The sequence below is a fragment of the Microbacterium sp. Ru50 genome (assembly GCF_002920555.1).
Classification (GTDB): Bacteria; Actinomycetota; Actinomycetes; order Actinomycetales; family Microbacteriaceae; genus Microbacterium; species Microbacterium arborescens.
The window spans coordinates 1,706,900-1,732,099 of the sequence record NZ_PQSV01000001.1 but is presented as its reverse complement, the minus strand read 5'-3'; the positions used below and the strand labels follow the sequence as shown (position 1 = coordinate 1,732,099).

At 72.0% G+C, this 25,200-nt stretch carries 25 protein-coding genes; 16 read left to right on the top strand and 9 right to left on the bottom strand.

From position 1 onward, the window contains the following. The first annotated feature begins 6 nt into the window (after positions 1–6). The 9 genes from C3481_RS08180 to C3481_RS08140 are packed head-to-tail and all read left to right on the top strand — an operon-like array spanning position 7 to position 8,793. Positions 7–954, top strand: coding sequence for a carbohydrate ABC transporter permease (locus tag C3481_RS08180; protein ID WP_103841570.1), 948 nt, complete (start codon positions 7–9; stop codon positions 952–954). Beyond that, positions 951–1,889, top strand: a complete 939-nt coding sequence (locus C3481_RS08175; protein WP_064956422.1) for a carbohydrate ABC transporter permease — start codon at positions 951–953, stop codon at positions 1,887–1,889. The genes C3481_RS08180 and C3481_RS08175 overlap by 4 nt, the downstream gene beginning before the upstream one ends. Further along, positions 1,886–2,767 (top strand): NAD(P)-dependent oxidoreductase, encoded by an 882-nt coding sequence (locus C3481_RS08170; protein ID WP_064956421.1) that lies wholly within the window; start codon positions 1,886–1,888, stop codon positions 2,765–2,767. The genes C3481_RS08175 and C3481_RS08170 overlap by 4 nt, the downstream gene beginning before the upstream one ends. Further along, entirely contained in the window at positions 2,764–4,023 is a 1,260-nt protein-coding gene (locus tag C3481_RS08165) for an enolase C-terminal domain-like protein (RefSeq protein WP_023952981.1), read from the top strand. The genes C3481_RS08170 and C3481_RS08165 overlap by 4 nt, the downstream gene beginning before the upstream one ends. 60 nt (positions 4,024–4,083) lie before the next feature. Further along, positions 4,084–5,376 carry a DUF4038 domain-containing protein gene (locus C3481_RS08160; protein ID WP_103841568.1) on the top strand — a complete coding sequence of 431 codons (1,293 nt, stop codon included), beginning with the start codon at positions 4,084–4,086 and terminating at the stop codon, positions 5,374–5,376. Next, entirely contained in the window at positions 5,373–6,320 is a 948-nt protein-coding gene (locus tag C3481_RS08155) for a sugar kinase (RefSeq protein WP_103841566.1), read from the top strand. Before C3481_RS08160 ends, C3481_RS08155 begins: the two co-directional genes overlap by 4 nt. Then, positions 6,317–6,922 (top strand): bifunctional 4-hydroxy-2-oxoglutarate aldolase/2-dehydro-3-deoxy-phosphogluconate aldolase, encoded by a 606-nt coding sequence (locus C3481_RS08150; RefSeq protein ID WP_088379616.1) that lies wholly within the window; start codon positions 6,317–6,319, stop codon positions 6,920–6,922. The genes C3481_RS08155 and C3481_RS08150 overlap by 4 nt, the downstream gene beginning before the upstream one ends. Beyond that, a complete protein-coding gene (locus C3481_RS08145; protein WP_103841564.1) occupies positions 6,919–7,761 on the top strand; it encodes a hypothetical protein in 843 nt (280 codons plus the stop codon). Before C3481_RS08150 ends, C3481_RS08145 begins: the two co-directional genes overlap by 4 nt. 12 nt (positions 7,762–7,773) lie before the next feature. Beyond that, positions 7,774–8,793: a LacI family DNA-binding transcriptional regulator gene (locus C3481_RS08140; protein ID WP_023952974.1), complete on the top strand. Its 1,020-nt coding sequence runs from the start codon at positions 7,774–7,776 to the stop codon at positions 8,791–8,793. A 6-nt stretch (positions 8,794–8,799) separates the two neighbouring features. Here the strand turns inward: C3481_RS08140 and C3481_RS08135 are convergent, their stop codons facing one another. The 4 genes from C3481_RS08135 to C3481_RS08120 form a co-directional block, all read right to left on the bottom strand. After that, on the bottom strand, positions 8,800–9,255 hold the full coding sequence (locus C3481_RS08135; RefSeq protein ID WP_023952973.1) for a recombinase family protein: 456 nt from the start codon (positions 9,253–9,255) through the stop codon (positions 8,800–8,802). A gap of 47 nt (positions 9,256–9,302) precedes the next feature. Continuing rightward, positions 9,303–11,003: a sodium:proton antiporter gene (locus tag C3481_RS08130; protein ID WP_023952972.1), complete on the bottom strand. Its 1,701-nt coding sequence runs from the start codon at positions 11,001–11,003 to the stop codon at positions 9,303–9,305. Between the two features lie 15 nt (positions 11,004–11,018). Beyond that, positions 11,019–12,023 (bottom strand): malate dehydrogenase, encoded by a 1,005-nt coding sequence (locus C3481_RS08125; RefSeq protein ID WP_103841562.1) that lies wholly within the window; start codon positions 12,021–12,023, stop codon positions 11,019–11,021. 188 nt (positions 12,024–12,211) lie between these two features. Continuing rightward, the gene (locus C3481_RS08120) at positions 12,212–12,802 is read right to left on the bottom strand and encodes a CGNR zinc finger domain-containing protein (RefSeq protein ID WP_103841560.1); all 591 of its coding nucleotides are present in this window, start codon (positions 12,800–12,802) and stop codon (positions 12,212–12,214) included. Between the two features lie 63 nt (positions 12,803–12,865). Here C3481_RS08120 and C3481_RS08115 point away from each other — a divergent pair, with 63 nt between their 5' ends. Beyond that, on the top strand, positions 12,866–14,218 hold the full coding sequence (locus C3481_RS08115; RefSeq protein WP_103841558.1) for an MFS transporter: 1,353 nt from the start codon (positions 12,866–12,868) through the stop codon (positions 14,216–14,218). Positions 14,219–14,258: 40 nt separating this feature from the next. Next, the gene (gene pip / locus C3481_RS08110; protein ID WP_181021913.1) at positions 14,259–15,236 is read left to right on the top strand and encodes a prolyl aminopeptidase; all 978 of its coding nucleotides are present in this window, start codon (positions 14,259–14,261) and stop codon (positions 15,234–15,236) included. A gap of 70 nt (positions 15,237–15,306) precedes the next feature. Here pip and C3481_RS08105 read toward each other — a convergent pair whose 3' ends face one another. After that, the gene (locus C3481_RS08105) at positions 15,307–16,293 is read right to left on the bottom strand and encodes a LacI family DNA-binding transcriptional regulator (protein WP_064956414.1); all 987 of its coding nucleotides are present in this window, start codon (positions 16,291–16,293) and stop codon (positions 15,307–15,309) included. 205 nt (positions 16,294–16,498) lie between these two features. Between C3481_RS08105 and C3481_RS08100 the strand changes: the two genes are divergently transcribed. From C3481_RS08100 to C3481_RS08080, 5 genes are all read left to right on the top strand, one after another. Next, a complete protein-coding gene (locus C3481_RS08100) occupies positions 16,499–17,320 on the top strand; it encodes an ABC transporter permease (protein ID WP_036304705.1) in 822 nt (273 codons plus the stop codon). Then, on the top strand, positions 17,317–18,114 hold the full coding sequence (locus tag C3481_RS08095) for an ABC transporter permease (RefSeq protein WP_023952964.1): 798 nt from the start codon (positions 17,317–17,319) through the stop codon (positions 18,112–18,114). Before C3481_RS08100 ends, C3481_RS08095 begins: the two co-directional genes overlap by 4 nt. Next, positions 18,111–19,103: an ABC transporter ATP-binding protein gene (locus tag C3481_RS08090; protein WP_103841556.1), complete on the top strand. Its 993-nt coding sequence runs from the start codon at positions 18,111–18,113 to the stop codon at positions 19,101–19,103. Before C3481_RS08095 ends, C3481_RS08090 begins: the two co-directional genes overlap by 4 nt. Positions 19,104–19,203: 100 nt before the next feature. Continuing rightward, the gene (locus tag C3481_RS08085) at positions 19,204–20,286 is read left to right on the top strand and encodes an extracellular solute-binding protein (RefSeq protein WP_103841554.1); all 1,083 of its coding nucleotides are present in this window, start codon (positions 19,204–19,206) and stop codon (positions 20,284–20,286) included. A 98-nt stretch (positions 20,287–20,384) separates the two neighbouring features. Next, positions 20,385–21,506, top strand: coding sequence for an adenosine deaminase (locus C3481_RS08080; RefSeq protein WP_023952958.1), 1,122 nt, complete (start codon positions 20,385–20,387; stop codon positions 21,504–21,506). 59 nt (positions 21,507–21,565) lie between these two features. Here C3481_RS08080 and C3481_RS16510 read toward each other — a convergent pair whose 3' ends face one another. The 4 genes from C3481_RS16510 to C3481_RS08065 all read right to left on the bottom strand — a co-directional run bounded on the left by C3481_RS16510 (position 21,566) and on the right by C3481_RS08065 (position 25,170). Continuing rightward, positions 21,566–21,733, bottom strand: coding sequence for a hypothetical protein (locus C3481_RS16510; RefSeq protein ID WP_181021893.1), 168 nt, complete (start codon positions 21,731–21,733; stop codon positions 21,566–21,568). Positions 21,734–21,821: 88 nt separating this feature from the next. Beyond that, complete coding sequence (locus C3481_RS08075; protein ID WP_103842091.1) at positions 21,822–23,420, bottom strand: DEAD/DEAH box helicase; 1,599 nt, start codon at positions 23,418–23,420, stop codon at positions 21,822–21,824. A gap of 342 nt (positions 23,421–23,762) precedes the next feature. After that, complete coding sequence (locus C3481_RS08070) at positions 23,763–24,023, bottom strand: glutaredoxin domain-containing protein (protein ID WP_023952954.1); 261 nt, start codon at positions 24,021–24,023, stop codon at positions 23,763–23,765. A 19-nt stretch (positions 24,024–24,042) separates the two neighbouring features. Next, a complete protein-coding gene (locus tag C3481_RS08065; protein WP_023952953.1) occupies positions 24,043–25,170 on the bottom strand; it encodes a glycosyltransferase family 2 protein in 1,128 nt (375 codons plus the stop codon). Positions 25,171–25,200 lie beyond the last annotated feature (30 nt).

Genomic DNA, 25,200 nt, shown 5'->3' with positions numbered 1-25,200 from the left:
CCCCCCATGACCGACGTGAGACCGCGGACCCGGATGGCGACATCCTCGTCCGCATCCCCTGAGCCCGCGCCGTCGCGGCGCCGCCGGCGGTGGCGTCCCAGCCTGACGGCGCTCGCCATCGCGGCGCCCGCGATCCTCGTCTTCCTGTACTTCTCGTGGGGACCGATCGTCAGCTCGCTCGCCATGAGCGTGCAGCGCGTCGTTATCGGCGGCGAGAGCAGCTTCGTCGGGTGGGAGAACTTCGCCTACGTGCTGTCCGACCCCGGACTTCCGCAGGCGACCCTGAACACGATCTACTACACGGTCCTCGCCGTGCTGTTCGGCTTCCCGGTGCCGCTGGCCCTGGCGGTCTTCATCTCCGAGATGCGCTCGCGCAGCTGGTACTTCAGCGCGCTGGCGTACCTGCCGGTGATGGTGCCGCCGGTCGTCGCGATCCTGCTGTGGAAGTTCTTCTACGCCCCCGACGCCGACGGCCTCTTCAACACCGTGCTCGGGTGGGTCGGCATCGGCCCCCTTCCCTGGCTCAACTCGACGGCGACCGCGATGCCCTCGATCGTCCTCGAGACGACGTGGGCCGGCGCGGGCACGGCGATCATCATCTACATCGCGGCCCTCACGAGCATCCCCTCCGAGCTCTACGAAGCCGCCGAGCTCGACGGCGCCGGCATCTGGCGTCGCGTCTGGCACGTCACTCTGCCGCAGATGCGCGGCATCATCGCGACGATGCTGCTGCTGCAGGTCATCGGCACGATGCAGATCTTCACCGAGCCGTTCCTCTTCACCGGCGGCGGGCCGCAGGGCGCCACCAAGACGCTGCTCATGACGATCTACGACTACGCCTTCGTGCGCGTCGACTACGGCGCAGCGACCGCGCTGAGCGTGCTGCTCGCCGCATCGCTCGGCCTGCTGTCGCTCCTCTACTTCCGACTGACCCGACGCTGGAGCCGAGCATGAGCGCCCTTCTTCCCACCCGGCGGCTCGCCCGGCGTCGCGACGTCGCACCGGACCCGCTGTCGCGCACGAACATCTCCGACAGCGACCGCCGGCGACCCTCGGTGCGCGTGTGGCTCGGCATCGGGCAGGCCGTCGTGCTGGCGGGGCTGCTGATCGCCGGACTCGGCCCGCTCATCTGGCTCGCGCTCGCCGCGGTCTCGCCGACGCAGGACCTCATCCGCGGTCCGTTCTCGTTCTTCTCCAGCGGCACCGTGCAGTGGGAGAACCTCGCGATCGCGTGGGAGCGCGGCCGCATCGGCCATTACCTCACCAACACCGCGATCCTCGCGGCGGGCTCGGTCGTTGTCACGCTCGTCGTCTCGACGACGGCCGCCTTCGTCATCACCGTGCTCCGCCCGCGCTGGGGCAAGCTGCTCTCCGGAGCGATCCTCGCGACCCTGTTCATCCCCTCGATCGTCTCGCTCGTGCCGCTGTACCTCACGGTGCGCGAGCTGCCGCTGCTGGGCGTCTCGCTCATCAACACCTGGTGGGCCGTGTGGCTGCCCGCGGGAGCCGCCGCGTTCAACGTGCTCATCATCGCCCGGTTCCTCGAGGCGATCCCCGCCGACCTCTACGAGGCGGCCCGCATCGACGGCGCCGGCCCGCTCCGCATCCTGTGGAGCATCGTGCTTCCGCTGTCGCGACCGATCCTCGGGGTCGTGGGCCTCCTGACGGTCGTGGCGTCGTGGAAGGACTACCTGTGGCCCCTCCTCGTGCTGCCCGACCCCGACAAACAGCCCGTGTCGGTGGCGCTGCCCCGCCTCGCCGACCAGACCGAGCTGAGCGTGCAGATGGCCGCCCTGTTCCTCTCGCTGATCATCCCGGTGGCGCTGTTCCTGATCTTCCAGCGGCAGTTCCTGCGCGGTGCGAGCATGGCGGGCGGGGTGAAGGGATGAGCCGCATCCTCGTCACCGGCGCCGACGGCGAGATCGGTCGCGCGGTCAGCGACCACCTCGTCGCGAGCGGCCACCAGGTCACCGCGTTGTCGCTCGCGTTCAGCGGAGACCACCCCGCCGACCGCCAAATCACCGGCGACGCGACCTCGCGGGCCGACGTCGAGGAGGCGATGCGCGACGCCGACGCGGTCGCGCACTTCGCCGCCATCCCGCATCCGAGCCTCGGCACCCCGTACGACGTCTTCCGCGTCAACACGTCGGCGACGTTCAACGTGCTCACGCGCGCCGCCGAGGCGGGTGTGCGCCGGGCGGTCATCGCCAGCAGCATCAACGCCATCGGATACCCGAACAATCCGCACGACACGTTCCCGCCGGCGTTTCCGCTGGATGCCGAGACGCCGCCCGACATCGCCGACGCCTACTCGCTGTCGAAGCTCGCCGACGAGGCCACGGCCCGGTACGCGCACCGGCGCTACGGCATCGACGTCGTCGCGCTGCGGTTCCCGCTGGTGAAGTGGCCGCACGTCCTGCACGAGGTCGCCGACGAGGTGCGGGCCGACCCCGCGCGCATGGCCCGCGAGGGCTGGGCGTACCTGACGATGTCCGACGCCGTGCGCGCGATCGAGCGGGCGCTGCGGGCTGATGTCGCGGGCGCCGTGGTCGTGCCGCTCAGCGCTCGCGACACCCTGCTCGACGTCCCGACCGCCGAGCTGCTGCGTCGTTACGTACCGGGTGCCCGGCCGCCCGCGCGCATCTCGGGTCGCGAGGCGCTCGTCGACCTGACGACGGCGCGGACGGTGCTCGGCTTCGAGCCCCGCGAGTCGATCCACGACGGCACCGCCACCCCCTACCCGGCACTCGTGAGGAGCGACCGATGACGACAGAGCCCACGACGTTCGATCAGCCCTGGATGCCGCGCGAGAACGTCCGCATCACGGATGTGCGGGCGATCGTGACGGCGCCCGAGGGCATCCCGCTGGTGGTCGTGCGCATCGACACCGACCAGGACGGACTGTGGGGATACGGCTGCGCGACCTTCACGCAGCGCTGGCAGGCCGTCGTGGCCTTCCTCGACCACCTGCGTCCCCTGCTCGTCGGGCGCTACCCCGGCGACATCGAAGACCTGCTGCGCCTGGTGCGGTTCACCGGCTACTGGCGCGAGGGGCCGGTCGGCAACAACGCGCTCTCGGGCATCGACATGGCGTTGTGGGACATCGCCGGCAAGCGCGCCGGGATGCCGGTGTACGAGCTGTTCGGCGGGCGGGTTCGCGCTGCGGCCGACACCTACCTGCACGCCGAGGGCGCCGATCTCGACGAGACCACGGCGCACGCGCGCGAGCTCATGGCCGCCGGCCAGCGCCACGTGCGCATCCAGACCGGCCAGCAGGGCGTCGGACATTACGGCGCCCCGCCCGTCGCGGGGTCCTTCGCGTGGGCGAAGAACCCCGCGGGCTGGCGGGTCGAGGACTATCTCGTCCGCACGCCGGAGCTCTTCGCCCACGTGCGCGAGGCCCTCGGCGACGGCGTCGAGCTGCTGCACGACGTCCACTCGCGGCTCACTCCCGCGACCGCGATCGCCCTCGCCCGTTCGCTCGAGCCGTACCGGCCCTTCTTCCTCGAAGACGTGCTCGCCCCCGAGCACTGGCACCGCCTCGCCGAGGTGCGGGCCGCGTCACCGGTGCCGATCGCGGTCGGCGAGCTCGCGACATCCTTCACCGACGCCGCCCGTCTCATCCGCGAGCATCACGTGGACTACATCCGCAGTCACCTCTCGGATGTCGGGGGTGTCAGCGCCGCGCGCCGGCTCGCCGTCCTCGCCGACATCGAGGGGGTGAGGACGGCCTGGCACTCGCCCGGCGACGCCTCGCCGTTCGCCGTCGCCGCGGCGGTCGCACTCGACGTGACCTCGCCGGCGTTCGGCATCCAGGAGGGGCACGTCTACAACGACGAGACCCACGAGGTCTTCCCCGGCATGATCGACATCGTCGACGGCTGGCTGACGCCCAACGACGCCCCCGGCTGGGGCATCGAGATGGACGAGGCCGCCGCCGCACGGTTCCCCGCCGGCCTCTCGGGCCACGACGCGTGGGCGGCGGGCGTTCGCGCCCCCGACGGCGCCCTCATCGCGCCCTGATCGCCGCTGCTCGCACTCCCGAATCCCGAACTCCGCATTCCTCCAACCCGAAAGAGATCCATGACCACGTGGTCGATCGCGCCCTCGGGGCGCTGGCTGCTGCATCGCGGCGAACCGACGTTCCTCCTGGCCGACACCGTCTGGGCGGCCTTCGGCGGGCCCACCGAGAACGAATGGCTCGACCATCTCGAGCTCCGGCGGCGCCAGGGTTTCAACGCGCTGCTGATCAGCGTCCTGCCCATCGAGCACGACCGGTCGACGGGAACGCGTTCGCCGTACGCCCTGCGCGACGGCGCCGTCGACTTCGCGGCCGGCGATCCCGACTACTGGACTGTCGCGGAGCGCATGCTCGAGCAGGCTCGCGAGCGCGGCTTCACGCCGATGCTCGTCCTGCTGTGGAACAACTTCGTGCCGGGCACGTGGGGCTCGCGCCTCACTCCGGATCACGTCCTGAGCGCCGAGCAGACCGACACCTACGTCCGCGAGACGGTCGCGCGGTTCCGCCGCTTCGATCCGATCTGGATCGTGTCGGGCGACGACGACCTCGACGACGATGTCGCGCTGGAGCGGTACAGCTCGGTCGCGGCGCTGCTGCGCGAGGTGGCACCCGGCCAGCTCGTCACGTGGCACGACACCCCCACGGCGCGGATGCCGCAGCCGCTGGCCGACAGCGGACTGGTCGACTTCCACGCCCTGCAGTCGGGGCACAACGAGGCGTGGGAGACCCTGCCCGCCGACCTCACCCACTACTACCGGGCGCTCGACGTCGCACGACCGATCATCAACCTCGAGCCCTGCTATGAGGGACTCGGACGCTTCCGCGGCGCCGCGCGGCACTCGGCCGCCGACGTCCGTCGCGCGAGCTGGACGGGCGTCGTCTCCGGCGCGGCCGCAGGCCTCGGGTACGGCGCGCACGGCGTGTGGTCGTGGCATCGTCGCGGCGAGGGCTTCTCGGCCGAAGACGTGCACGGCGCGCCCTTCCCGTTCTCCGTCGCCGCCGCGTTCCCGGGTGCCGACGACGTCGCCTACCTCCGCCGGGTCGTCGACGCGGAACAGCTGTGGGGCCTCGACGCGGCCCCCGATCTGCTCGTCGCCGAGCCCTCCGGGGCCGTCGCCGGACGCACTTCCGACGGCACGATCGCCGTCTACGCGCCCACGCCCTTCGCGCTCACCCTCGCGCTCGACGACGCCGAGGCTGCCGGCCTCGAGGTTTCCGTCCATGATCTGGCCGCACGGCGGCCGGACGCCGCGCGGTGGACGGCGGTGGACGGCGGCATCCGGCTCGAGCAGCCCGAGTTCACCGGCGACGCACTGTTCGTGCTGCGCCCCGCTCGCAGCGGGGCCGAACGATGAGCGGCCGGATCGTGACGTTCGGCGAAGCGCTCGCCACCGCCACCGTCGACGCGGCGGGAACCCTGACGCCGGCGACCGTTGCGGGCGCAGAGCTGAACACCGCGGTCGGCCTCGCCCGTCTCGGGCACGATGTCGCGTGGGCCTCACGGCTCGGCGACGACGTCTTCGCCGGGCTCGTGCGCGAGACCCTGCGCGCCGAGGGCATCGACGATCGGTTCGTCGTGGCGGCTCCGGGGGAGCAGACGGGGCTGATCGTCAAGCAGCGCCTGGGCGACGGCGACATCCGTTCGGAGCACTATCGCGCGACGAGCGCCGCGAGCCGGCTGCGCTCGGACGATCTGCCGGCGGCTGCGCTCGACGGAGCCGACTGGCTGCACGCGACCTGCATCACCCCCGCCCTCGGCACCGGCCCGAAGGGGCTGTTCGAGAACGTCCTGCACGAGGCGTCGATGCGCGGCATCCCGATCTCGCTCGACGCCAACCACCGGCGGCAGCTGATGACGGAGGACGAGCTCCGAGCGGTCGTCGACGATTGGCTCGACGTCGTCGACACCTTCTTCTGCAACGAGGACGAGGCGCGCATCCTCACCGGGACGACGTCGACGGATGCCGCGGTCGACGCGCTCGCTCGGCGCGGTCCCCGCGTCGTCGTGGTCAAGCTCGGCGGTCGCGGTGCGATGGCCGGAGACGCCGAGGGCCGCCGCTTCACGCCCGCCTCGGCGGTCGCTGCGCCGACGCATCCCGTGGGAGCGGGCGACGCCTTCGCGGCAGCGTGGATCTCGTGCACCCTGCGGGGCTACACCGTCGACGCGGCGCTGCCGGTCGCGGCGTGGTGCGCGGCCCGGGTGGTCGCCGATCCCGGAGATCATGACGGTTTCCCGCGTCGCGCCGAGCTCGACGCGTTCGAAGCGGCGCAGCGCGAGGTGGCGGAGGCGGGACGATGACCGCGAACGTGCGCGCTGCTCTCGCCGCCGCCGCCGTCGTCGCCGTGCTGCGGGCTCCGTCGGAGGCCGAGCTGCGTCGGCAGATCGACTTCGCCGTCGAAGCGGAGCTGCCGGTGCTCGAGATCACGGCCACGACCCCGGGGTGGGACCGCGTGCTGGCGGAGATCGCCGGCGACACCGTGTTCGATCGCATCCTGCTCGGTGCGGGAACCGTCACGACGGCGGCCCAGGCCGAGGCGGCGCGGGATGCCGGAGCACGCTTCCTTGTGTCGCCCACGGTCGTCGGGGATGCCGTGCGCACGGCGGCCGGCGAGGCGGCCTTCATCGCCGGCGGATTCACCCCGACCGAGCTGCGCGCGGCAGCCGGGACGAGCGGCATGGCGAAGCTGTTCCCCGCCGCGAGCGGGGGTCTCGCGCACCTGCGCGCCGTGCGCGACGTCCTCCCCGACGTCGCCATCATGCCGACCGGCGGCATCGGCATCGACGACGCCGCCGACTGGATCGCTGCGGGCGCGATCGCCGTGGGCATCGGCGGCGGGCTCTTCCGCGAGCCGGTCGATCGCGTGCGCGGGCTGGTCGCATCGCTCCGGCGGACGCCATGACCCGCGTGCGCATGGGGTCGGACGACCTCGTCGCGGTCGTCGAGTCGGACGGGGCCCGCATCTCGTCACTGCGCCACCTGCCCACCGGCCGTGAGCTGCTGGCCTCGACGCCTTGGGCCGACGACCCCGCCGATGCCTTCGTCATGGCCGACTCCAGCGCGCAGTGGCATCGCGCCTACCGCGGCGGGTGGCACCTGCTGCTGCCGCGCGCGGGCGACAGCCCCGCCACGGCTTCTCCGCCGCAGCCGTTCCACGGCGAGGCCGCGTGGCGCACCTGGCGGCTCACGGGCAGCCGGAACGCCTGTCGTGCTTCGGTCGTCCTGCGGACCCTCCCGCTCGCGATCGACCGCTGGATGTCGGTCCGCGCGAACATGCTCGTGATCGAGACCGCGGTCCGCAACGTGGGGAGCGAGCCGGTGAACCACGGGTGGGCCGAGCACCCGGCGTTCGCGGGCGACCTGTTCGGCCCGGCATCCACGGTGCGCACGGGTGATCGCGTCGTGCGGCTCGACCCGGCTCCCGCGGCCTCCTTCGCCGACCTCGCCGCACCCGCCGGCGACGTGACGATCACCGCGCCCGAGGCCGGGGTCGAGGTCGCGCTGAGCTGGGACGCGTCGCTGCTGCCGCGGCTCTACGTCTGGCAGGAGCAGCGGGGGAGCGCCGGTTTCCCGTGGTGGGGTGCGATGGACGCCGTCGGGCTCGAGCCGGCCGCCGACCCCTACGGCACGCCTCTCGACGCGCTCGGCTCCCTGAGTCTCGCTCCCGGCGAGACCCGGGAGTCCGTCATCTCGGTGCGCGTCGATCAATTGGGCGATGTGGCGTCGGAGGCGACGTCATAGACTCGGAGCGAGATGGCGAGAAAAGCGATTTCCCTCCGTGACGTTGCGGCTGTCGCCGGCGTCTCGGTGTCGACCGTGTCGAAGGTCCTGCGGGGCCAGGGCAAGGCGTCGGATGCCACGCGCGAGCGCATCTTCGAGGCCGCCGAGCGACTCGACTTCCAGCCCAACGCGCTGGGTCAGTTCCTCGTCCAGGGGCGCAGCGCCACCGTGGGCGTGCTCACCATGAACGCCCCGGGCGCCTTCACGATGCCCGTTCTCACCGGCGCGACGACGACCCTCGGCACGCGCGACCTGTCGGTCCTCGTGACCGACTCGCACCTCGACCGCACGGTGCTGGCGGCGACGGTCCGCAAGCTCCGCGCCCGCAGCATCGACGGGCTGCTCGTCGTCGGCGACGGATCCGGGTCGGAGATCCGCTCGGTCACCGCGGGGTTCCCGGCGCCGGTGGTCTACGTCTACGGCATCTCCGACGACGCCGCCGACGCCTCGTTCGTCCACGACGGCTACGCCGCCGGGAAGCGCGCCGGCGAGCACCTCCTGGCGTCGGGGCGCCGCCGCATCGCGCACATCACCGCGTCGGCCGACGACCACTCGGCGCGCGAGCGCGCGGACGGCCTCGCCGCCGCCCTCGCGGCCGCCGGCACCGACCTCGCACCCGAGCTCGTGCTGCGCGGCGACTGGTCGCGGGGCTGGGGTCGCGAGGCCGCCGAGCGACTGATCGCGTCGGGTGAGAGGTTCGACGCCGTCTGCTGCGGCAACGACACGATCGCCCGCGCCGTGATCGCCGCGTTCGCCGAGGCCGGTGTCCGCGTGCCGGAGGATGTCGCCATCACCGGGATGGACAACATCTCGGGCCTCACGGGCCAGGACGACGAGAGCCTGACGACGATTGACTTCCGCCTCGCCGACCTGGGCGCCCGGGCGGCCGCGCATCTGGCCGACGTCATCGACGGTCAGCCGTACGAGCCGGGCCTGCACCGGATCGCCGGCGACCTCGTCGCGGGCGAGTCGACGGCGGCGCCGAGCGTCTGACCGGCCTCAGGCCTGGCGCGAGCCGAGCACCTTCACGATGACGGAGCGGCGGCGCAGCTCGGCGATCGTCCGGGTCTCCTCGTCGGCGTCGCGGCCGAGCGCGTGCACGTCCGAGACCACGACGACGTCACCCGCCGTCAGGTGACCGAACAGTCGCGACAGGCGCTCCTGCCAGCTCTCGCCCGTCTCGGGGGCCGGATGCCGGAAGCCCTCGATAGGGACGCCGAACTGGGCGAGCGCATCGCGCTGAGCCACGATGCTCGGCATGTCGTCGCGCGAGACGACGAGGCCGACGAGGCGAGCTCCCGCGGGGCGGGCGGCCCACCACTCCGGACTCGGCTGCAGGGCCGCGAAGCTGTCGGGCAGCTCGTCGACGGGGGAATCGGGCAGCGCGATCGTACGCGTCTCGGCGTAGTCCGCCGCCGGGCGCGTGGTCCGGTCGTCGTCGGTCGGGGTGCTCACCCTCTCATTGTCGCTGACGCGAGAACGGTTTTCACCACGAGTTCGCGTCAGACGTCGTTCTGACGCATCTCGAGGCTCACCTGCTGCGCGTCGAGCCGCCGCTGCGACTCGCGCAGCACCTCGGACGAGAACGCACCCTCTCGCGACAGCTCGAGCAATCGCGAGCGCATCGCGCCGATGAGCAGCAGCTGCAGCTCGCGGGCGAGGGCACCGGCATCCTCGTCGGCCGCGTGCTCGAGTCGGCGGCGCGCGATCGTCAGGGTGCGGGCATCCCATCTGCCGCCCTCCTCGACGGCGAGCGTCGGGTCGGCCAGGCGGTCGATCGCCGCCGTGCGCAGTTCGGCGTCGAGCGCTTCCTCCTCTTCGCGCAGCAGTGAGGTGTCGGCGGCCGTGCTCGGGATGCGCAGCGCCCGAACCAGTGCCGGCAGCGTGAGGCCCTGGAGGAGCAGGCTGATGACGGCGACCAGGAACGCCGTGAGGATGAGCAGCTCGCGTTCCGGCGTTTCACGGGGAAGGGTCTGCGCCGCAGCGAGGGTCACGACCCCGCGCATCCCGGCCCACACGATGATCGTGCCGTGCTTCCAGCCCAGCGGCGACGCCTCGTAGTAGTCGAGGTCGTTGAACGCCCGGGTCACCCGGCTGCGCATGCTCTCCAGACGCCGGCGCGTGGCCCCGGGATTGCGGCCGCGCCCGGCGAAATCGGGCGGCAGGCTGTCGAGGCGCTCCGAGATCTGCTCGAGGCGGTCGCGCTGGCGCAGGCGCGCGCGACGTCCCTGGAAGAAGATGAGCCCCGCGACGTAGACGGCGCGGATGGCGAGCAGGATCGCGAGCGAGCCGAGGGCGAGCAGGATCGCCTTTCCGGGACCGCTCTGCTGCCGGAAGTTGTCGTCGAGGATGCCGCGCAGCTCGAGCCCCATCACGAGGAACACCCCGCCCTCGAGGACGAGCTCGACCGTGCGCCAGTTGATCTCGTCCGAGACCCGCTGCTCGGCGGTGAAGCGCCGTGCGGCACCTTGACCCGTGGTGATGCCCGCCGCGACGGCGGCGACGAGCCCCGAGCCGCCGAGGTGCTCGGTCGGCAGGTACGCCACGAAGGGCACGATGAACCCGAGGGCGGTGGCGGCGACCGTGTTCATGCGCGCGCGGACGCGCAGGTTCAGTCCGCCGACGACGACCCCCACGATCACGGCGGCCACGATGCCCCAGACGAAGGTCCCGACCGTGTCGGCGAAGGCGAACCCGCCCGCGACCGCCGCGATCGCGCTGCGCAGCAGAACGAGGGCGGTGGCGTCGTTGATGAGGCTCTCGCCCTCGAGGATCGTCACGACCCGCGGCGATATGCCGAGCCTCTTGACGATCGAGGTCGCGACGGCGTCGCTCGGGCTCAGCACCGCTCCGAGCGCCACGGCCAGCGGAAACCCGAGCTGGGGCAGGACGAGGGTGAGGAAGCCGCCGATCGCGAGCGCGCTGATGACGACCAGCGCGACGGCGAGGCCCGAGATCGACGGCAGGTCGCGCCGGAACTCGACGGCGGGCAGGCGCACCGCCGCCGCATAGAGGAGGGGAGGCAGCACGCCGACCAGGATCAGCTCGGGGTCGACCTCGAAGTCGTCGAGGATCGGCAGCCACGACGCGGCGAGGCCGACCGCGACGAGGATGAGCGGACCCGCGACCCCGAGGCGCTTCGACAGGGATGTCGAGAGCGCGATCGCGACGACACCGAGGATGAGTCCGGGCAGCAGTTCCACGCGTCCGGGTGCCCGTCAGAGGATGCCGAGGGCCCGGACGGCGTCGCGCTCGTCGATGAGTTCGGCGACCGAGGCGTCGAGCCGCGTACGGCCGCGTTCGCCGAGCTCGAGCCCGGTGACCACGCGATAACCCGAGCCGTCGCTCGTGACGGGGAAGGAGCACACCAGGCCCTCGGGTACGCCGTACTCGCCGCGCGAGACGACGGCGGCCGAGGTGCGCCGGCCGTCCGTGCCGAGCACGTCGTCGCGGACGTGGCGCAGCGCTGCGTTGGCGGCCGATGCGGCCGAAGACGCCCCGCGCACCGAGATGATCTCGGCGCCGCGCTTCGCGACGCGGGGCACGAACTCGTCGTCGAGCCAGGCCCGTGCGGCATCCGTTCCGCCCAGCCGGTCGGCGAGTGCGTCCATCGCGGGGCGCCCGGCGACGGTCGCGGAGGCGATGTCGGGGAACTGCGTCGCGGAGTGGTTGCCCCAGATGACGACGCCCTCGATGTCGTGGACGGGCACCTCGAGCCGCGCGGCGAGCTGAGCGACGGCGCGTTCGTGATCGAGCCGGGTCATGGCGCTGAAGCGCTCGGCCGGAACGCCCTCGGCAGCCGATGCCGCGATCAGCGCGTTCGTGTTGGCGGGATTGCCCACCACCAGCACGCGGACGTCGGATGCCGCGGATGCGGCGATGGCCGCGCCCTGCGGACCGAAGATGCCCGCGTTGGCGGCGAGCAGGTCGCCGCGCTCCATGCCGGCCGTCCGGGGACGGGCGCCCACGAGCATCGCGATGTTGGCGCCCGCGAATCCGGTGCGCGCATCATCCGTGACCTCGACCGAGCGCAGCAGCGGGAAGGCGCAGTCCTGCAGCTCGAGCGCCGTCCCTTCCGCGGCTCGGACGCCGTCGGGGATCTCGAGCAGGCGGAGGTTCACGGGCCGGTCGGGGCCGAGCATCTCGCCGGCGGCGATGCGGAACAGCAGGGCGTAGCCGATCTGACCGGCCGCGCCGGTGACGGTGACGGTGGTGGCGTCCATGTGCCGAGCCTATTCCTGCCGTCGCGGGGTGCGCGTGGTGGAGCGCGCGATCGCCGATGCAAGGGATTCGGGCCGACACCCCGTGATGGATGCCGCAGGGCCGGGGTGTCGGGTCCGATCCCTTGCATCGCGGCGTGCCGGGCGGCGTGCCGGTCGGGGTGGTGACCCGGGCGGGCGTCCGGCCCTGGTCAGGCCTTCCGCTTCGCCTGGTGCCGCGCCACGCGGTTGCGGTTGCCGCACCCGGCGGCGGTGCACCAGATGCGATTGCGTCGCGGCGAGCGGTCGAGGTAGACCCACCCGCAGGCGTCGTCGGCGCACTGCCGCGCGGTGGTGAGATCGGATGTCAGCAGGTCGTGGGCGCTCATGGCGATCGCCGCACGCGGTCCGGAGAGATCGGCAGGCGGCACCCACACCCACGCCGAGGCGGGCTCGTCGAAGCCCAGCGACGAGCGGGCGAGGGCGTCGACGTGCTCGCGGGCGATGAGATCGGCTGCTGCGGAGGATTGCTGGAACACCGCCTCGTAGACCGCCTCGCGCAGCGCGACGACGGCGCGGTGCTCCCGAGCTGCCGTGACCGCATCCGCGGCAGAGAGCGCAGCCCTCGTCGACGGGGGTGTGGCGCCGACATCCATCTGGTGGCACCACGACACGACGTCGTCGAAGTCGCGGAGGGTGTCGATCGCGCGTTGCGGGTCGAGCCGCCAGTGCACCGTGTCGACCAGATCGAGAGCGGGGTGCCCCGCGACCCGGGGGAACGCCACTGCGTCGGACTGCGCCACGAATGAATGCTAACGCTCGTCATCCGCTTGTGCCATTAGTTCGGGGCTGACAGGGTGTAACGCATGAAAGCGAGTGCACCCATTAGGCGCTCCTCGAGTGGACTCGGCGCGGACTTCCGTCGTCTCTGGGGCGCGCAGGGGGCCTCATCCGTCGGGGCGCAGGTCGGCGACCTCGCTCTCCCGCTGCTCGCCGTCGTGGTGCTCGGGGCGAGCGCCGGCGAGGTGGGGCTGCTGGGAGCGGCGAAATGGGTGCCGTTCCTGCTCCTCGCGCTGCCGCTCGGCGTGCTCGTCGATCGGTCCCGTCGCCGCCGCATCCTGATCGTCGCGGACCTCGCCCGAGCTCTCCTGACGGTCGTGATCGTCGGCCTCGCCGTCGCCGGGGTGCTGACGTTGCCCGCCCTCGTCGGGCTGGTCCTGCTCTTGGGCGCCTTCACCGTGGCGTTCGACGTGAGCTACCAGTCCTATCTGCCCACCGTCGCGGGCCGGTCTCACCTCGAGCGGGCGAACGGCCGCCTGCAGGCGACGGCCGCCGTAGCTCAGATCGGCGGGCCCGGGATGGCGGGGCTGCTCGTCCAGACGCTGACCGCCGCCTGGGCCCTCATCGCTCCCGCGGCCACGTACCTCGTCTCGGCACTCGCCCTGACGAGCATCTCCACCCGGGAACACCGCCCCGTCCCCAGCGGCCGCGGTGCGCTGCCGGAGCTGCGCGAGGGCTTGCGTTTCGTGCGGCGAGATCGCTTCCTGGTCGCCCTCGTCGGGTTCGCCGCCATCTACAACCTGTTCGCCCAGGCGATCACGGTGCTGTTCACGGTGCACGCCGTCCGCGAGCTCGGGCTGGATGCGGGGCAGCTCGGGTTGATCTTCGGGCTCGGTGCCGTCGGTGCCGTGGCCGCCGCGGCGAGTGCCCCGGTGGCGGTGCGCCGCTTCGGGGCGGGGGCGGTCTTGATCGCGTGCGCAGTCGCGGAGAGCATCGCGCTGTCGATGCTGCCGCTCGTGCCCGCATCGTGGTCCTCCGCGGTGCTGGTGGCGGTGCTGGCCGCGGCGTTCGCGCTGAACGGAGCCGGCACGTCGCTGTCGAGCGTCGTCGCCGTGACGTTGCGTCAGCTGCGGACGCCGGACGAGGTCCTCGGGCGCGTGAACGCGACGATGCGCTGGGTCTCGTACGGGGTGGTCGCGATCGGCGCGGCGCTCGGCGGCGGGCTCGGCGAGCTGGTGGGCACCCGCGCCGGGATGGCCATCGCGGGTGCGGGCGTCATGCTCACGGTCGTCTGGGTCGTGCTGTCGCCGCTGCGGTCGATCCGCGATCCCCGCGAGCTGGTCGACGCGAGCGGCGTCTCGGGCGGAGGGCCTGAGGCGGCGCATCCCGGCTCGTCTCCGTGCGGCGACGCGGTGGGCGACGCGCCGCAGGTACGGTAAAGCGCATGAACGAACGCGACCGCGGAGCCGCACGGTGAGCGTGTCGGCCGCCCTGGCCGGCATCCTGTATCCCGAGATCGAGCCCTACGAGACGGGCTTCCTGCTCGCCGGCGACGGCCAGCGCGTCTATTGGGAGCAGTCGGGCAATCCCGAGGGCAAGCCGGTCGTGTTCCTGCACGGCGGCCCCGGCGGCGGAACCTCGCCGTGGCACCGCCGCTTCTTCGACCCCGAGGCCTACCGCATCATCCTGTTCGACCAGCGCGGCTGCGGGAAGTCGACGCCCCACGCGAGCGATCCGGCCGCCGACCTGCGCTACAACACCACGTGGCACCTCGTCGCCGACATCGAGCTGCTGCGGCGCAACCTCGGCATCGATCGGTGGCAGGTCTTCGGCGGCTCGTGGGGCTCGACGCTCGCGCTCGCCTACGCGCAGTCGCACCCGGATGCCGTCTCCGAGCTGGTGCTGCGCGGGATCTTCACGCTGCGGCGCCACGAGCTCGAGTGGTTCTACGAGGGCGGGGCGGCGGCGCTGTTCCCCGACCTGTGGGAGGACTACCTCGCCCCGGTGCCCGTCATCGAGCGGAGCCGACTGATCGAGGCGTACCACCGGCTGCTGACCGACCCCGATCCGGCGGTGCACGTTCCCGCCGCCCAGGCCTGGACGCGCTGGGAGGCCTCGACCGTGACCCTTCGTCCCGACCCGGAGCTGGTGGCCGGGATGACCGAGGCGGAGTCGGCGACCGCGTTCGCGCGGATCGAGAACCACTACTTCCTCCACGGCGGATGGCTGCGCGAGGGGCAGTTGATCGAGGATGCCGCGTCGGGCCGCCTTCGCGGCATCCCGGGCGTCATCGTCCAGGGTCGCTACGACGCGTGCACGCCCCCGATGACCGCATGGGACCTGCACCGGGCCTGGCCCGAGGCCGAGTTCGTCATGGTCGACGACGCGGGCCACTCGGCGGGCGAGCCCGGCATCGCCGCGGCCCTCGTCGCCGCGACCGACCGCTTCGCCCACTGACGCGCCGCCCGCCGGCACCGCCGGCGCCGAGAACGCACCGCCGCCGCGAGAACGTACCGAGAAGGGTGCGTTATCGCGACGAGAGTGCGTTCTCGGCGGGGTGGGCCGGGGGCCAGTGCACCGACACGCCGAGCCGTCGGCGGGTGGGGGCGGCCGGTGGCGCGGCGAGCATCGGGATGAGCGCGGCCATCGCCTCGCGGCCCAGCTCGTCACCGTCGACGTCGATCGCGGGCACGTCGTCGGCCCCGATCGCCTCGGCCACCAGGCGTTCCGCGCTGACGACGATCTCGCCGGGCGAGGCGACGCCGCGGGCGCGAAGCGCGAAGACGAGACCGAGGCCGATGGATGTCGCATAAGGCACCACAGCGGTCGCGCCCGAGTCGATGACCGCGTCGGCGGTCGCGACACCCGCCGCGAACGTCGCCGGGAAGGGGCCGAGCGCAGTCAGCTCGACGCGCTCGCCGACCGCCGCCTCGATCGCGGCCGAGCGCTGCCGGTCCTGCCACGAGCCGTCCGGACCGCCGAGGTACACGATCCCGCGGTGACCGGCGCCGGCCAGGCGCGTCGCGAGCTCGGCGAAGGCGCTCGCGGTGTCGGCCACGATCGAGGTCATGCCCTCGATCTCGCGGTCGACGAGGACCGTCGGTCCGAAGGCGCCGGCGGCGCGGACGATGTCGTCGGGACCGCGCGGGGCGACGAGGATGCAGCCGTCGACCTGCCGGGCGAGGCGTTCGAATCCGTCGAGCCCGTCGACGTCGTCGAGCCGGTGCACCGCGACCGTGAGCTGCAGGTCCGACTCGCGGGCGCGCTCCTGGGCCCCGGCGATGATCGGCGTGAAGAAGGCGTTGTCGAGGGTCGGGACGACGAGCGCGACGATGCCGCTGCGTCCTCGGGCGAGGTGGCTCGCCGCTCGATTGGGGATGAAGCCGAGCGTCTGGGCCGCGGCGCGCACCCGCGCGACCGTCTCGGGCGCGACGAGGTCGGGGCGACTGAGCGCCCGGGATGCCGTCGACTTCGACACACCCGCGTGCGCGGCGACATCGGCGAGTGTCGTCACCGCGCCCCCTTCGTCCCGCCGCCGCAGGGAGCGACGGTCCGCTCATCCTACTGAGCGGAAGCAACCGGTTGCGTCGCCGCCGAACCGCGGTTTTACACGGTGTTAACACGAATGGTCGCGACGCGCCCCGCTCGGGCTCTACGGTAGGAGCAACCGGTTGCGCAACCGGTTGCGCCCGCACCCTTCGCACGAACGGAGTTCGCTCGTGGTTTCACGCCGCACCGGACTGCTGGCCCTCCCCGGGCTGGCGCTCCTGCTGGCGGGGTTCCTCATCCCGTCGATCGCGATGCTGTTCGCCCCGCCCGGCGTCAGCCCCGTCGACATCCTCGAGCGTCTCGGCAGGATGCTGACCGACCCGTTCGATCTCGCGATCATTGGGCGCACCGTCGGGCTCGGCCTCATCGTCACGGTGATCTGCATCGTGCTGGGGTTCCCGATCGCCTATCTGCTCGCCCGCTCGACCTCGCGCTGGTCGGGTGTGCTGCTCGCCCTCGCGATCTTCCCGCTGCTGCTGAGCAACGTCGTCCGCACCTTCGGCTGGCTCGTGCTGCTGGGCTCCAACGGGGCGATCGGGCAGCTCCTCACCGGACTCGGGCTCGTCGACCGGGCGCCGCAGCTGCTCTACACCGAGCTCGCGATCGTACTGGGCCTCACCCAGCTCTTCCTGCCGCTCGCCATCATCTCCTGCTACTCCGCCGTCGCGCAGGTCGATCCCGGACTCGACGACGCAGCGCGCGGTCTCGGCGCGAGCCGCACCCGCACGTTCTGGGGCATCGTCGTGCCGCTCTCGGCGCCGGGCATGGTCGTCGCGTCGACCCTCGTCTTCGCGGGCAGCGTCACGGCCTACACGACCCCCTACCTGCTCGGCGGATCGAGCCAGCGGATGCTGTCGACCCAGCTCTACTCGTACTCGAGCGTGACGATCGACTGGGCGGCGGCCAGCGCGACGGCCATCATCATGACGGTCCTCGTCTTCGCCGTGTCGGGCTTGTCGGCCGTCGCCGGACGACGGGGGGCCACCGCGTGAAGACGAGTCGTCCCGTCGCGGCATCCCTCGCCGTCGCCGGCTACATCATCATGATCGTGCCGATCCTGTTCGTGGTCGCCACGGCGTTCACGGGCGGACGCACCCTGCGCTTCCCGCCCGAGGGCTTCTCGCTGCAGTGGTTCGAGGCGGCGCTGAACTACGACCCGTTCATCAGCGCGCTGCTGTCGAGCCTCCAGCTCGCCCTCATCGCGACCGTGCTCGCGCTGCTCATCGGCGTTCCGGTGACGCTGGCGATCCACCGCGGCCGGCTGCCCGGCAAGGGACTCGTCGAGGGCCTGTTCCTCTCGCCGCTCATCGTCCCCGAGCTCGTCGTCGGACTCGCCCTCTACCAGCAGCTGATGATCGGCCTGCGGCTCGACAACTTCCCGGTGCTGCTCATCGGCCACACCGTGCTGATGCTGCCCTATGCGGTGCGCGTCACCGGGGCGTCGCTCGCGCTCGCCGACCCGGGCATCGAGGAGGCTGCTCGCGGCCTCGGCGCCTCGCCGCTGCGCGCGTTCTTCTCCGTGACCCTGCCGCTGCTGCGACCCGGCATCTTCTCGGCGGGGCTGCTGAGCTTCGTCACCTCGTTCAACAACGTGCCGCTGTCGCTGCTGCTGCAGAGCCGTGACTTCCGCACGCTCCCCGTCACCATGCTCGACTACGTCCAGCAGAGCTACGACCCGATGGTCGCGGCCACGAGCACCATCATCCTCGCGGGCACCGTCGTCATCGCCGTCATCGCCGAGCGCACTGTCGGCTTCGCCCGCATCTTCGGAGGGATCAACCGATGACCACCGCAGCAGAGTTCGTCGGGGTGACCCAGCGCTTCGGCGACTTCACCGCCGTAGACGACATCGACCTCGCCATCCCCTCGGGGCAGCTCACGACGCTGCTCGGGCCGAGCGGATGCGGCAAGACCACCTCGTTGCGGATGCTCGCGGGCTACACGCAGCCCACCTCGGGCCGCATCATGATCGCGGGCGCCGATGCGACCCGCACCCCGCCCGAGCGGCGCGGGCTCGGCATGGTGTTCCAGTCGTACGCCCTGTTCCCGCACATGAGCGTGGCCGAGAACGTCGGATACGGTCTGAAGCTGCGCAAGGTCCCGGCGGCGGAGCGCCGTCGCCGGGTCGAGGAGTCGCTCGACCTCGTCGGCCTCGGCCACCTCGCGGCCAGCCGGCCCAAGAAGCTCTCGGGCGGGCAGCAGCAGCGCGTGGCTCTCGCCCGCGCCATCGCCATCCGCCCGACCCTGCTGCTGCTCGACGAGCCGCTGTCGAACCTCGACGCGCGCCTGCGCGTGCAGATGCGCGCCGAGATCCGCCGCATCCAGTCCGAGACCGGCCTGACCGTCGTGCTCGTCACGCACGACCAGGACGAGGCTCTGGAGATGTCGGACCGCATGGTCCTCATGCGCGATGGCCGCATCATGCAGGAGGGCGCACCGTCGGAGGTGTTCACCGCCCCCGCGAACCGTTTCGTCGCGGAGTTCCTCGGCTACGAGAACTTCCTCGCCGCGGCGGACGGGACGCTCATGACCGTGCGCCCCGAGCATCTCGCTCTCGGACTCCCCGCCGACGGCACCGGGCTCGCGCTCGACGGAGTCGTGCTCGACGTCGCCTACCGCGGGGTCGACCGTCTCGTCACGGTCGAGACCGCCGACGCCACCGGCGCGGCCGTGCGTCTCATCGCCGACGTTCGCGACGAGGCCGTTGCCGCCCGCCCGGGCGACCGGGTCACCGTCACCGCTCCCACCGCCCGTCTCATCCGTCTCGCGGCCTGACCTCCGCAGACATCCCGCTCCACACGTTCCACCCGCACCCGCACCAGCACCAGCACCCGCGCCCCTGCGGCCCGCCCGCAGAGCTCCGAGAGGAACCCGCATGATCCGCACCCGCACCAGCCGCGTCCTCGCGGCATCCGCCGCCGTCGCCGCCACGGCCCTCGTCGTCACCGGCTGCTCCGGCGGCTCGGGAGACTCCGGTGACGACGCCTCGGGCGACTCGATCGTCGTCAGCGCGTTCCCGTTCGGGGTCGAGCAGTTCCAGGAGGCGATCGTCGACCCCTTCACCGAGAAGACGGGCATCACGGTCGAGATCGAGACCGGCTCGAACGCCGACCGCCTGTCGCAGCTGCAGCTCGCCGGTGGTGACGCCGGCATCGACGTCATGCTGATCTCCGACACGTTCGCGGCATCCGGTCAGGAGCAGGACCTGTTCCAGGACTTCGACGAATCCGACGTCCCCAACCTCGCGAAGATCGCCGACTTCGCCGTCGAGGAGGGCTACGACGGGCCGGCCTACAGCTACCAGCTCAACGGCACGCTCTACAACACCGATGAACTGGATGCCGCGCAGGCGGCGGACTGGTCGCTCTACGCCGACTCCGCCTACAGCGGCCGCCTCGCCTTCCCCGACATCGCGGTGACGGCCGGACAGCTCGCGGTCTCGGGCGTCGCCTCGACCTTCGGCGACGGCCCCTACGACATCGACACCGCCTACACGACGATCGGCGGATGGGCTCCGAACATCCTGCAGTTCTACTCGTCGTCGACCGAGGTCACCAACCTCCTCACGCAGGGCGAGATCGTCGCGGCCGACGCCCTCAGCGGCTTCGCCACGACGCTCATCGCATCCGGCGAGCCCGTCGCGTGGACCGCGCCCGCCGAGGGCCGTTACATGGCGACCAACCGCGCCATGATCCCCAGCGGCGCGAAGAACCTCGAGGGCGCGTACGCCTTCATCGACTACCTGCTCTCGGTCGAGGCGCAGACGGCATCGGCCGAGATCGTCGGCGACCTGCCCGTCGCCCTCGACGCGACGATCCCCGCCGAGATCACCGCCGTCGTCGGCGACATCGCCGCCGACCCGATCGCGGCGGGCTACGCCACGCTCGACCCGGCCGAGATCGTCCCGAACCGTGCGCAGTGGGTCGAGCGGTTCGCGCGCGAGGTCGCCTCGCGCTGATCCAGACCGCCCGGCCGTCGAGCACCCCCCATCCTCGGCGGCCGGGCTTCTTCCCGCGGTTCTCCGACCGCATCGCTTCACGACGCACGAACGGCACCATGACCTCCGCAGCATCCCTCCCCGCCGAGTACCTTCAGCGCCTGCCGAAGGCCGACCTGCACTGCCACCTCATCGGCACCGTGCGCGCGTCGACGTTCGCGGAGCTCGCCCGCCGGGAGTCGCTCGAGCTGCCCGCCGACCCCGAGCGCATCTTCGCCGACATCAACTCGCTGCCGCCCGACCCGGCGCTGTACCGCGACACGCGCATCCCGGTTCCGCAGCAGCGCGCCGCCGACGAGCCCGAGGTGTCGTACTCGCTCTTCCAGGTGTCGAACTGGGTGGTCGAGGTGCTCCGGGATGCCGGCGACCTGACCCGCATCGTGTACGAGGCCTTCGAGGACGCCCACCGTCGCAGCGGCACCCGTCACCTCGAGCTCTTCTTCGACGCGCTGCCGCCGCACCTCGAGTCGCTCGGATATCTCGGGGCCGTCGAGGCGTACGCCGAGGGCATCCGGATGGCCGAGCGCGACTTCGGCATGACCGGGCTGATGATCCAGGGCATCGACCGCAGCCGCAGCGGCGAGGAGGCGCTCGCGGTCGTCCGGCGCGTCGTCGACAACCCGCATCCGTACGTCGCGGGCATCGGCCTCGACAACCTCGAGACCGCCGGTCCGCCCGAGCGTTTCGTCGACGCCTATCGCCTCGCCGGCGAGGCCGGGCTCGGCCGTACCGCGCACTCGTCGGAGCACGCCCCGACCGCCGTCAACACGATCACGTGCCTCGACCTGCTCGGCTGCGACCGTATCGACCACGGCTACTACGTGCTCGAAGACGACGCCGTCGTCGAGCGGATGCGCGAGGACCAGGTCGCGTTCACTGTGGCCTCGACCACGTCGCGTCGCTCGTGGCGGCCCTGGCGTCGGGCGTCGATCGCCGCGATGCTGGAGGCCGGACTCAACGTCATCCCGTGCTCCGACGACCCGGGCATGTTCCCCACGACTCTCGCCGCCGAGTACGGGATCGTCGCGGACCAGATCGGCGCCACCCACGAGCAGGTCCGCCGCATGGCGATCTCGTCGTTCGAGGCATCCTGGCTCCCCGCCGAGCAGCGCGCCCGTCGCGTCGCCGAGATCACCCGCGAGATCGACGCCCTCGACGCCGAGTTCGCGCTCTCGGTCTGAGCCGCGCGCGGCGCCCGCCGCGCCCGCCGAGAACGCACCGCCGCCGCGAGAACGCATGGTCAAGGGTGCGTTCTCGCGGCGAGCGTGCGTTCTCGGCGGGATGGCCCGCGCCGGGCGGTGTGCACCGTCGCGTCGCCGAGGTCACCGCCGAGATCGATGCGCACGACGCTGAGTTCGGGCTCTGTGCGCGCCGAGAACGCACCGTCGCCGCGAGAAAGCACGGTCAAGGGTGCGTTCTCGCGGCGAGCGTGCGTTCTCGGCGGCCGGACCGGGCCGGGTCAGCGCCGGATGCCGGGGTGAGCCGGATGCTGCGGGTCAGCGACCGCCGCGGCGGCCGGCGCTGTTCTGGCGCACGACCGAGCCGACCATGAGCTTGCCGCCCGCGGCGCCGCCGTTCGACGAGGCGCGACGGCCGGTGCGGCGCGGGTTGCCCGCGGGAGCGGCATCGCGCGTCTCGCGGGGTGCGCGGTCGGCGGTCTGGCCGCCGCGCGCGGACTGCTGTCCACCACGGCTCTGCTGCGCGTCGCGCTGACCGCCCGAGCGTGCGCCCTGGCCGTCGCGACCACCGGCAGCGCCCTGACCCTGCCCGCGTCCGCCGCGACCGCGGCCACCGGCGGAGCGACCACCGCCGTTCGACGAACCGCCCTCGCGAGCATCGCGTGCGGCGCGCTTGCGCTGGGCGTTGGCGCCCTGGCTCGTGCCGCGGGGTGCGACCTCGACGGGGGCCGGAGCCACGTACGGCGCGACCTTTCCGACGAGGGCGACGACCTCGGGCGACTCGGCCGTGACCGTGACCGGGGTGACGGCGATGGCGGCCTTGCGGAGCAGATCCTTGACGTCGCGCTCCTGGCCCGGCATCACGAGGGTGACGACGGCGCCCTCGGCGCCCGCGCGGGCGGTGCGACCCGAGCGGTGCAGGTACGCCTTGTGCTCCATGGGCGGGTCGACGTGGACGACCAGCTCGACGTCGTCGACGTGCACACCGCGCGCGGCGACATCCGTCGCGACGAGCACCTTCGCGGTGCCCGACGAGAACGCCGCGAGGTTGCGGTCGCGCTGCGGCTGCGAGAGGTTGCCGTGCAGGTCGACCGAGGGGATTCCCTGCGAGGTCAGCTGCTTGGCGAGCTTCTTCGCCGCGTGCTTGGTGCGGGTGAAGAGGATTCGGCGGCCCATGCCCGAGGCGAGCGCCTTGACGACATCCTTCTTCTCCTCGGCCCCGGCGAGGTGGAACACGTGGTGGGTCATCGCCGCGACGGGCGAGTGCGCCTCGTCGACGGAGTGCAGCACCTCGTTCTGCAGGAATCGCTTGACGAGCTTGTCCACGCCGTTGTCCAGCGTCGCGCTGAACAGCATCCGCTGCCCGTCGCGCGGCGTCTTGTCGAGGATGCGGGTGACGGCGGGGAGGAAGCCGAGGTCGGCCATGTGGTCGGCCTCGTCGATCACCGTGATCTCGACCGAGTCGAGGGTCAGGTGGCGCTGCTGCAGCAGGTCTTCGAGGCGGCCCGGGCAGGCGACGACGATGTCGACGCCGGCGTTGAGCGCCTGCACCTGACGGTTCTGGTTGACGCCGCCGAAGATGGTGGTCGTCTTCATGCCGTAGGCCGCCGCGAGTGGCTCGAGGGTCGCGTTGATCTGCGTCGCGAGCTCGCGGGTGGGGGCGAGGACGAGGCCCAGGATGCGGGTCGCCCGGCGGCTGCCGCCGGCCAGCTCGCCGCCGAGGCGCGCGGCCATCGGGATCGAGAAGGCGAGCGTCTTGCCCGAGCCGGTCTTGCCGCGACCGAGCACGTCGCGTCCGGCGAGCGTGTCGGGCAGGGTGTCGACCTGGATCGGGAAGGCGGTGGTCTTGCCGTCCTTCGCGAGGGCTTCGACGAGGGGAGCGGGCACGCCGAGCGTGCGGAAAGTGGTGTCAGTCATGAGGGAGCGTTTCTCCGGGCGCACGTCGTCGCCCTGATCGGTGGCCCGGATGCGGGTGCGCATGCGGGGTCGCCGTACGAAAGAGTCCGCGGGGTGCCGGTCGTGACCCGGTGGGGCGGAAGGCGTTCTACGACGCGTGCGGCGCGAGCGCGCCGCAAGAACCCTCAGCCTATCAGTGCTCGCCTGTCCGTCGGCCCGGCCCGGCCCCGGCCCCGGGCTGAGGCCCGCGTGCCGCGATGCAAGGGATTCGGCCCGACACCCCGGCCGAACGGCATCCGCCGCGGGGTGTCGGCCCGGATGTCTTGCATCCGCGCCCGGCGCAGAGAGCGCAGAGCGCGCGGGTCAGATGAGCGAGAGCTCGCGCAGCTTGGCTGCGACGTCGTCGTTGCTCGGCTCGACGTGGTGCGTCGCGTCGGGGTAGACCACCACGGGGATCTGCGTGCGGCCCGAGATCTCACGCGCGACATCGGCTGCGGCGGGCTCCGCCTCGAGGTCGATGTAGGTGTAGTCGACACCGAGCTCGTCGAGCTGAGCCTTCGTGCGGCGGCAGTCGCGGCACCAGTCGGCGCCGAACATCGTGATCGTGTCGGTGGAAGCGGTCATGCCTCCAGGGTACGTCCGCTCAGTACTCGGCGGCGCGGGCGCGCTCGGGGGCGGCCTCGAGCACTGCCGGCACCCGCTGGCTCTTGGGCGCGTAGACGACGAGCGCATGGAACACGAAGCGCACGACGAACGCCGCGATCAGGGTCAGTCCGGCGGCGATGACGCTCGGGATGTGCGCGTTCTCGACGAGCACCCACAGCACCGGGATCCGGATGATCGCCTCGGCGTTGTTGAACGCGAACGATTTCACGAACCGCTGCGTCATACTGCCCGATTCCGAGCGCATGTCGGAGAAGACGAGGTATTCCAGCAGCAGGAAGTTGCCGATGATCGTGATCTCACTGGCGATGATGGATGCCGGCAGATAGTCCATCCCCAGTCGGATGAGACCCCACATGATCACGAGGTTCGCGATCGCGCCGACACCGCCGACGAGGGCGAACGCCGACATCCGTCCGAAGCGGAGCATGAGCAGCTGCGTGAGGAACCGGATGCCCTGCGTGAAGGTCGCCTTGGACGAGCCGGCGTATCGCGGCGCGAAGGCGAACGGCACTTCGGCGACGCGCATGTGGCGGCGCGCGAGGATCTCGAGCAGGATCTTGAAGCCTCGCGGACGCAGCGCGTCGATGTCGATCGTGTCGCGGTCGACGAGGAAGAACCCGGTCATCGGGTCGCTGCACTCACCGAGCTTCCGCGGGAACATCGCCTTGGTCAGCAGCGTCGACGCGCGCGAGACGGTCGTTCGCGTGGCGTCGGCGAGTCCCTTGGAGTCACCGCCGGCGATGTAGCGCGAGGCCACGACGATGTCCACGTCGCCGCGGTCGGCTCGTGCGAGCAGCCGCGGGATGTCCTCGGGCGGATGCTGCAGGTCGCCGTCCATCACAAGACACCAGGACGAGTTCGCGGTGCGGATGCCTTCGACCACGGCCCCGCCGAGTCCCGCGACCGGCTCGTCGCGGTGGACCAGGCGCACCGGGAAGTCGGCGGTCTTCGCCGCCCGCTCGATGATCGCGGGGGTGTCGTCGGTCGAGTCGTCGACGAAGACGACCTCGATCATCCGGTCATCGACCGCGTCACCGATCCGTCGCAGCAGCTCCACGACGTTCGGACCCTCGTTGAAGGTCGGGACGACGATCGTCAGATCCATGGAGCGCTCGCAAGTCGAAACGGACGGGGG

Excerpts from the sequence above, each read along its gene's own strand:
- C3481_RS08180 (WP_103841570.1), top strand. The coding sequence starts at position 7 with ATGACCGACGTGAGACCGCGGACCCGGATGGCGACATCCTCGTCCGCA.
- C3481_RS08175 (WP_064956422.1), top strand. The coding sequence starts at position 951 with ATGAGCGCCCTTCTTCCCACCCGGCGGCTCGCCCGGCGTCGCGACGTC.
- C3481_RS08170 (WP_064956421.1), top strand. The coding sequence starts at position 1,886 with ATGAGCCGCATCCTCGTCACCGGCGCCGACGGCGAGATCGGTCGCGCG.
- C3481_RS08165 (WP_023952981.1), top strand. The coding sequence starts at position 2,764 with ATGACGACAGAGCCCACGACGTTCGATCAGCCCTGGATGCCGCGCGAG.
- C3481_RS08160 (WP_103841568.1), top strand. The coding sequence starts at position 4,084 with ATGACCACGTGGTCGATCGCGCCCTCGGGGCGCTGGCTGCTGCATCGC.
- C3481_RS08155 (WP_103841566.1), top strand. The coding sequence starts at position 5,373 with ATGAGCGGCCGGATCGTGACGTTCGGCGAAGCGCTCGCCACCGCCACC.
- C3481_RS08150 (WP_088379616.1), top strand. The coding sequence starts at position 6,317 with ATGACCGCGAACGTGCGCGCTGCTCTCGCCGCCGCCGCCGTCGTCGCC.
- C3481_RS08145 (WP_103841564.1), top strand. The coding sequence starts at position 6,919 with ATGACCCGCGTGCGCATGGGGTCGGACGACCTCGTCGCGGTCGTCGAG.
- C3481_RS08140 (WP_023952974.1), top strand. The coding sequence starts at position 7,774 with ATGGCGAGAAAAGCGATTTCCCTCCGTGACGTTGCGGCTGTCGCCGGC.
- C3481_RS08125 (WP_103841562.1), bottom strand. The coding sequence starts at position 12,023 with ATGGACGCCACCACCGTCACCGTCACCGGCGCGGCCGGTCAGATCGGC.
- C3481_RS08115 (WP_103841558.1), top strand. The coding sequence starts at position 12,866 with ATGAAAGCGAGTGCACCCATTAGGCGCTCCTCGAGTGGACTCGGCGCG.
- C3481_RS08090 (WP_103841556.1), top strand. The coding sequence starts at position 18,111 with ATGACCACCGCAGCAGAGTTCGTCGGGGTGACCCAGCGCTTCGGCGAC.
- C3481_RS08085 (WP_103841554.1), top strand. The coding sequence starts at position 19,204 with ATGATCCGCACCCGCACCAGCCGCGTCCTCGCGGCATCCGCCGCCGTC.
- C3481_RS08080 (WP_023952958.1), top strand. The coding sequence starts at position 20,385 with ATGACCTCCGCAGCATCCCTCCCCGCCGAGTACCTTCAGCGCCTGCCG.
- C3481_RS08075 (WP_103842091.1), bottom strand. The coding sequence starts at position 23,420 with ATGACTGACACCACTTTCCGCACGCTCGGCGTGCCCGCTCCCCTCGTC.
- C3481_RS08070 (WP_023952954.1), bottom strand. The coding sequence starts at position 24,023 with ATGACCGCTTCCACCGACACGATCACGATGTTCGGCGCCGACTGGTGC.
- C3481_RS08065 (WP_023952953.1), bottom strand. The coding sequence starts at position 25,170 with ATGGATCTGACGATCGTCGTCCCGACCTTCAACGAGGGTCCGAACGTC.